Origin of the sequence: Streptomyces sp. NRRL S-495, assembly GCF_000966955.1 — a bacterium.
Classification (GTDB): domain Bacteria; phylum Actinomycetota; class Actinomycetes; order Streptomycetales; family Streptomycetaceae; genus Kitasatospora; species Kitasatospora purpeofusca.
The window spans coordinates 1-5,617 of the sequence record NZ_JZWY01000442.1; the positions used below are offsets into that span (position 1 = coordinate 1).

The 5,617-nt window shown below is 73.7% G+C and carries 4 protein-coding genes; 1 reads left to right on the forward strand and 3 read right to left on the reverse strand.

What is annotated here, in order from left to right:
- Window positions 1-44: 44 nt before the first annotated feature.
- Both VR45_RS23080 and VR45_RS23085 read right to left on the reverse strand, forming a co-directional pair.
- Entirely contained in the window at window positions 45-2,759 is a 2,715-nt protein-coding gene (locus tag VR45_RS23080; RefSeq protein WP_045941727.1) for a ricin-type beta-trefoil lectin domain protein, read from the reverse strand.
- Between the two features lie 332 nt (window positions 2,760-3,091).
- Window positions 3,092-4,096, reverse strand: coding sequence for a zinc-dependent alcohol dehydrogenase (locus VR45_RS23085; protein ID WP_045941728.1), 1,005 nt, complete (start codon window positions 4,094-4,096; stop codon window positions 3,092-3,094).
- A 228-nt stretch (window positions 4,097-4,324) separates the two neighbouring features.
- On the opposite strand from VR45_RS23085, the gene VR45_RS23090 reads away from it, so the two are divergent.
- Entirely contained in the window at window positions 4,325-4,705 is a 381-nt protein-coding gene (locus VR45_RS23090) for a hypothetical protein (protein WP_045941729.1), read from the forward strand.
- Here the strand turns inward: VR45_RS23090 and VR45_RS23095 are convergent.
- The gene (locus VR45_RS23095) at window positions 4,702-5,553 is read right to left on the reverse strand and encodes a helix-turn-helix transcriptional regulator (RefSeq protein ID WP_078896759.1); all 852 of its coding nucleotides are present in this window, start codon (window positions 5,551-5,553) and stop codon (window positions 4,702-4,704) included. The two genes, VR45_RS23090 and VR45_RS23095, sit on opposite strands and share 4 nt — an antisense overlap.
- Window positions 5,554-5,617 lie beyond the last annotated feature (64 nt).

Below are 5,617 nucleotides of genomic sequence, written 5' to 3' on the forward strand. Positions count from 1 at the left end.
GCGTGGTGCGTCGCGGGCCCGGGGGGGGTGTATCGGCTGTACGGTCAGGCGGTGTTGGGTGACAGGGTCCACCGCTGGTTGGCGTTGCCGTAGCACTGCCAGATGCCCACTGCCGTGCCGTTGGCGTCGTTCCAGCCCGGCAGCTCCAGGCAGGCGTCCGAGGCCGGGTTGTAGATCGAGCCGTCCTCGCGGAACGTCCAGATCTGGCCGCCGGCGGCCTGGCAGTCCGTGATCACGACCGGCGCGCCCCAGTCGGTCCGGTTGTCCTCGACGCCGACGCAGCGACCGCCGGTGCGCAAGGTGCCGTCGGAGGCGAACCAGAAGTCCTGGCTGACGCCGTTCCAGCAGTCGTACAGGCGCAGCGCGCTGTTGTTCGACGCGCCGTAGTTGTCGAGGCAGCGGCCCTGGCTGTGGATGGAGCCGATGTTGTAACCGGCGGGCTGGGCCGAGAGCGAGCGCGGTTCGCCGAAGCGCGGCAGGTCCCCCTCCGGGGCGATGCCCGGGTAGCGCACCTTGCGGCCGTCGGCGAAGGCGACCACGAGGTCGGCGTGACCGTCCGCGTCGAAGTCACCGGGCGAATCCACGACAGGGGCGACACCGGCGGCGAGCCCGAGCGGAAGCACGGCGCGGGTGGCGGGCACCGTCCACCGGTCGCTCGCCCCGTCCTGGCAGTCACCGATCACCAGGTGGGTGCCCGGCCCGGCGGTCCCGGGCGCGTCGAGGCACTTGCCCGCGTTCGGGTTCATCAGCGTGCCCGGGTGGGGGCCGGCGACCCACTTCTGGGCCGGGCTGTTGTTGCAGTCCCACAGGTTGACGGGCGAACCGCTCTCGGTCAGCGCGTCGGTGACGTCCAGGCACTTGCCGAGGACGTGCACCGAACCGTCGGTACCGAGGGTGAACGCCTGGCTGGAGGCCGCGCCCTGGTCCGAGCAGGCGCCCAGCACGGCGGCGGTGCCGTTGCCGGTCCGGCCGTGGTCGATGTCGGCGCACAGGCTCGTGCTGCCGTCGCCCTGGAGCGCGGACAGCAGGGGCTTGTGGGCGGGCAGCGGCAGCGGCGCGGAGCCGTCCAGGGGCCAGCCATCGGGGCCCAGCGGCAGCACCAGACTGGTGACAGCCCCGGTCACGGTGTCACGCACCCAGAGCGTCGGAATCCCGCTGATGTCACCCGGGTACATGAGGGTGAAGCCGCTCCAGTCGTCGCCCGGGGCACCGAGCTCGACACCGGCATTGAGGCAGTTGTTGAAGCCGCTGCGGATGTGGCTGTAGTACCGCAGGTGACCCTGCTCGACCGTGACCAGGCCGGCCCCGCCGGTGCCCCGCTGCACGGCGGCCATCCGGGTGATGTGGTTCCAGGTACCGTCGATGCCGTTGTCGCAGAGGGTTCTGTCTCCCACCGGACCGACGGAGCGGGTGAAGCGCCCGAACACCGGGTTCGGCGTCGCGTTGCCGTCGTTGGCGTAGAGGAAGAGCTGCTTGGTGCCCTTGTGGTAGGCGAAGAGCGAGTCGCCCTGCCCGACGACGGCCCCTCGGTGGGCCAGCAGGTAGTTGTTCCAGTCGTCGTGCAGGGGGCTGCTCGCGGCCGGGGACACCGTCTCCGGCTCGGACGCGGCACCGCTGCCGCCGCGGAACAGCGCCAGCGAGCCGTCGGTGGTCGGAGCCAGGAAGTCGGGTACGCCGTCGACGTCGACGTCGCCGGCCACGTCCGGGCGGTCCAGCTTCGCCGGCGCGTAGAAGTTGTAGTTTGCCGTCCGCGGATCGGAGTTTCCGGCCCCGTCGACTGCGCTGACCGTCACCTGGTGCGAGCCCCAGTTGCCGGCTCCCACGCTGATCGGGACATCTGCGTACGCGGTGCCGTCCGCAGCCAGGGAGGCCGGGACGGTACCGGTGGCGCCGGACCAACCGCCATCGAAGGTGTACCGGAACTCGCGGACGCCGCTGGCGAGGCAGCCGTCGGCGCAGCCGGTAGGCACCGGGTCCTTGCTGGTGACCCGGACGGTGATGCCCGGGTCACCGGCGTGGCCGGTGGAAATGGCCCCGCTGCCGGACGGCGGGAACACCGTGGAGGGCGCGATGGACGGGACCGTCGGCGAGGTGAGGTCGACCTTGAACGCGCAGTCCGCCGTCACGGGGCTGTTCACGCCGCCGCCCGTCGTCCAGGCGTTCCAGCCGTACTGGTGGCCGTCCGCGAGCGCGCGGCCGACGGTGGCCTGGCCCCAGCCTCCGGTACCGACGACGCTCTGGCTGGTCCGCGTGACACCACCGGTGTCACCGGACTCGCCGGCCGTGGTGTCCCACACGCGGAAGCCGACGGTGACGGTGCCGACGCCGGGCTGCGCGGCGCCGCTCCAGGCGTTCAGGCGGACGTCGGACGTGCCGTCACCCAGTGGAACGGTCCGGCCGATCCACCCGGGCGCGCCGGCTCCGCAGCCGTCGCCGCCCTGGCCCACAGGCTGCGGCTTGACGGACAGCTTGCTGGGGGTGGACGGTGCGGGACCGTCCGCGGCCTGGGCCGGGGTCGGAGCCTGGGGCTGCGCGGCCGGCGGTGCGGTGTCCTGGGCCGTCGGGGCACTGGTCGGGGCACTGGTCGGAGCACCGGTCGGGGCTCCAGTCGTGGCCTCGGTCGGGACGCCGGTCGGGGTCGCGCCGGGATCCGCGAACGCGGCTCCGGGGGCTGCCAGCACGAGGCCGATCGCGAGCAGCGGCGCCAGGTGCCTCGCCGACCGGCCGCGCGGCGGCGCGGATGAACGGGTTTCTCGCATGAGGTGTCAGTTCGCCTTCGCAGCAGGGACCCCTCGGTCCGCGGCCGATCGTCGGCTGTCTGCCGCGATCGACGTGAACGAGGGGATTTGTCCGGGTGTGGTGCGTGTTCCGACCGCGCGTCAGATGACGTGCTCGCGCTTCGGCGATCGGTGCGCGGTCGAACGTTAGTGCGTGGCGATCCTGGCTGGCAATCCCGTTTCCGCGCGCGCCGGACGTGTCCCGTTCTGTACATCGGCGCAGGTCACGGGAGGGGCCGGAGACCGAGGTGCCCGCCCCCGGACGGCGGGGGCGGGCAGGGGCGGGCGCTGGCCGGCGGGGGGCCGAGGGAGGGTCAGCGCAGGTCGAAGACCAGGCGGGCGGGGGTGCGGCCGGAGAGGACCTCGTCGAAGCAGGTGTTGACGTCGGCGAGGCGGCGGGTTTCGCGGATGACGCGGGTGCGGCCGAGGGCGTGGAGGCGGAAGACCTCGGCGAGGTCCTGGCGGGTGCCGACGATGGAGCCGATCACCCTGGTGCCGTTCAGGACGGTGTCGAAGACCGGGAGGTCGAGCCTGCCCTCGGCGGGCAGGGCGACCAGGACGAGGGTGCCGCCGCGGCGCAGCGAGGCGTAGGCGGCCTGGAAGGAGGCGTTGCTGACGGCGAGGGCGATTGCGGCGTGGGCACCGCCGAGCCTCTGGACCTCGGTGGCGACGTCCTGGACGCGGGCGTCGAGGACGTGGTCCGCGCCGAGCTCGCGGGCGAGGGCGAGCTTGTCGTCGGTGACGTCGACGGCGACGGTCTCGGCGCCGGCCAGGCGGGCGTACTGGAGGGCGAGGTGGCCGAGGCCGCCGATGCCGGAGACCAGGACGCGGGTGCCGGGGCCGGCGCCGGAGACCTTGAGCGCCTTGTAGGTGGTGACCCCGGCACAGGAGAGCGGGGCAGCGTCCAGCGGGTCGATGCCGTCGGGGACGGGCACGACGTAGTCGCCGTGGGCGAGGGCCTGCTCGGCGTAGGCGCCGTCGACGGAGTAGCCGCTGTTGTGCTGCCGGGTGCAGAGGGTCTCCCAGCCCGAGACGCAGTGGTCGCAGCGCCCGCAGGCGTCGGCCAGCCACGGGATCGCGCCGACCCTGACGTGCCGGACCTCGGCGCCCGCCGCCTCGACGATGCCGACGCCCTCGTGTCCGGGTACGAACGGCGGGGTCGGCCTGACCGGCCAGTCGCCGTGCGCGGCGTGGATGTCGGTGTGGCACAGACCGGAGGCCTCGATCCGCACCCGCACCTGGTGCGGGCCTGGCTCGGGGACCGGGCGCTCCTCGATCACGAGCGGCTGGGTGAAGTCGTGGACGACGGCGGCCTTCATGTTCCTGCTCCTGCCCTTCGTGCCGCCGGAGCCGCTTCCCGACCCCCCGGGCCCCGGTCGCCTCCATCCCATCCCCGGGCCGGGCTCGCTACCAGGGCCGGACGGGTGGAACCGGGCAGGCCGATGGTCCCGGGTGTGCCGGGCCGGTGGGCCGGTGGGCCGGTGGGCCGCGGTCGGACGGTGGAATTCGGTCGAGCCGGGTCCGGCGGGCCGAGTAGCGTCGCCCCCATGGTGGATGAGAAGCGGTACGCCCTGTACCGGGAAGAGTCGAAGGTGCTGGCCGCGATCGGGGCGCACGTCCACGCCCAGGTCGGCCGGGTGACGGTGCGGCTGCCCAGGGCCGTGGCGCAGGCCGCGGTGGACGCCTGGGAGCGCGACGACCCGGACGACGGGCTGCGCGGCGAGACGATCGAGCAGTACGAGGTGCGGGGCCGGGCGGGCGACGTGGCCCTGATCGGCCTCGTCATCTCGGACCACGGCCGCTGGGAGGACGAGGAGGTCGTCGTCGACCTGGACGTCACGTACGCGGGGTCGGCCCTGCTGGCGTACGTCGAAGAGATGGGGACGAACTACCAGCCGAAGGAACGGCCGGAGCCGTCGGGAGGCTAGCGGGGCCGGACGACGCGGTCGGCCTCCCAGGAGATCAGCATCCGCAGGGCGTCCTCAGAGGGGCTGCCGGGGTCGGCGGTGTAGGTGACCAGGGCCTGGTCGGGGTCGTCGGCGGAGCGGAGGGTGTCGTAGACCAGTTCCATCCGGCCGACCAGCGGGTGGTGGAACACCTTGTGGCCGGAGGTCTTGTCGCGGACCGGGTGCTCCGCCCACCAGTGGCGGAACTCCTGGCTGCGCACCGAGAGTTCGCCGATCAGCTCCGCGAGCCGGGGGTCGTCGGGGCGGCGGCCGGCCTCCAGGTGGAGGAAGGCGACGTTCTCGCGCGCGCAGCCCACCCAGTCGTCGTAGAGGGTGCGCGAGGCCGGGTCGAGGAAGGTGATCCGGGCGATGTTCCGCTCGGCGGGGGCGAGCGTCCCGTAGTCGCCGAGGAGGGCGACGGCGGCGCTGTTCCAGGCCAGGATGTCCATCCGGCGGCCCATCACCACGGCCGGGACGTCGGGCATCGCGTCGAGCAGCCGGACCATCGACGGCCGGACCTTCTGCGGAGCGGAGCCCCGGGCCGCGGCGCGACCGGCACCGCGGGCGCCGCTGCCCCGGGTCGGGCGGGTGCGGGCGAGGCGGTGCAGGTGGCCGGCCTCCTCGGGGTCCAGGCGCAGCGCCCGGGCGACCGCGTCGAGCACGGCGTCGGACGGGTTGCCGACCCGGCCCTGTTCGAGCCGGGTGTAGTAGTCGACGCTGACACCGGCGAGTTGGGCGAGCTCCTCGGGGCTGGTGGCGGCACCGGAGGAGACGGCGCCGGCGGCGGTGCCGGAGGTGGGGTCGGGGCGGCTCGTTCGGTTCGCGCTCATGCGGTCATTCTGTCCGTTCGGCGCCCGGTCTGCCTGGCCCTGGGAGGACCAGGCAGGACCGGAC